We start from the raw sequence: 739 nt of genomic DNA, 5'->3' as shown, positions 1-739 counted from the left end.
AATACATATAAAGAAAAAGGAGTAGCTAATATTTACTTATATACTCCTTTTTTGAATTGCTTTGATTTTTATATAACTAAATAATATTAATTTTACAGGGAATATTAAATATAGTATAATATCTTTAAAAATGCAAAAAATTGCATTTTTCTCCACTAAACATAAAAATGTGATAAAATTTATATATGGAGGTATTTTATGAAAAATAAGAAGATTTTAATAATAATGATTATAACTATGCTATTTACAGGATGTTCAGCATCTAAAGAAAATAGTTTACTTAGAGAAGGACAACATGCATTAGAAAGACATGAATATACAAAAGCTAAAGATATATTATCTCAAGTTTTAACAGATGATAGCTCAAATGAAGATGCAAGAAGTATGTATATTCAAGCTGTTAAGATGAATGATGTAGCTATATATGTAGAGCAAAAAAGGTATGAGAAAGCTATAGAATGTTTAGAAGCAATAGAAAAATTAAATGGTGGCTCATCAGAAATTAAAAAAGAAGCTTCAAAAAAGAAAAAAGAGCTTATAAAATTAAATGAAGAATATGAGAAAGCAAAAGAAACAAGAAAAGAGCATGCAAAGGATGCATCAAGTCAAGGGAAGTATAAATTAGAACAAGATGCAATAAATGCAAATCAAAAAGAAGATGAAGTAGAAGAATCAACAGAAGAACAACAAGAAGAGCAAAATGTAGAAGAAAATACAGACGAAAATAATACTGACCAAA

1 protein-coding gene is annotated in these 739 nt (G+C 25.6%); it reads left to right on the top strand.

What is annotated here, in order from left to right; all coding sequences use genetic code 11:
- Positions 1 to 198: 198 nt before the first annotated feature.
- The coding region (locus G3997_RS06235; RefSeq protein ID WP_296644518.1) for a tetratricopeptide repeat protein at positions 199 to 739 on the top strand (541 nt) is incomplete at its 3' end.

The sequence above is a fragment of the Romboutsia sp. 13368 genome, from assembly GCF_018336475.1.
Lineage (GTDB): Bacteria > Bacillota > Clostridia > Peptostreptococcales > Peptostreptococcaceae > Romboutsia.
Note: the sequence above shows the minus strand (reverse complement) of the source record. Positions and strands in the feature narration are given on the sequence as shown.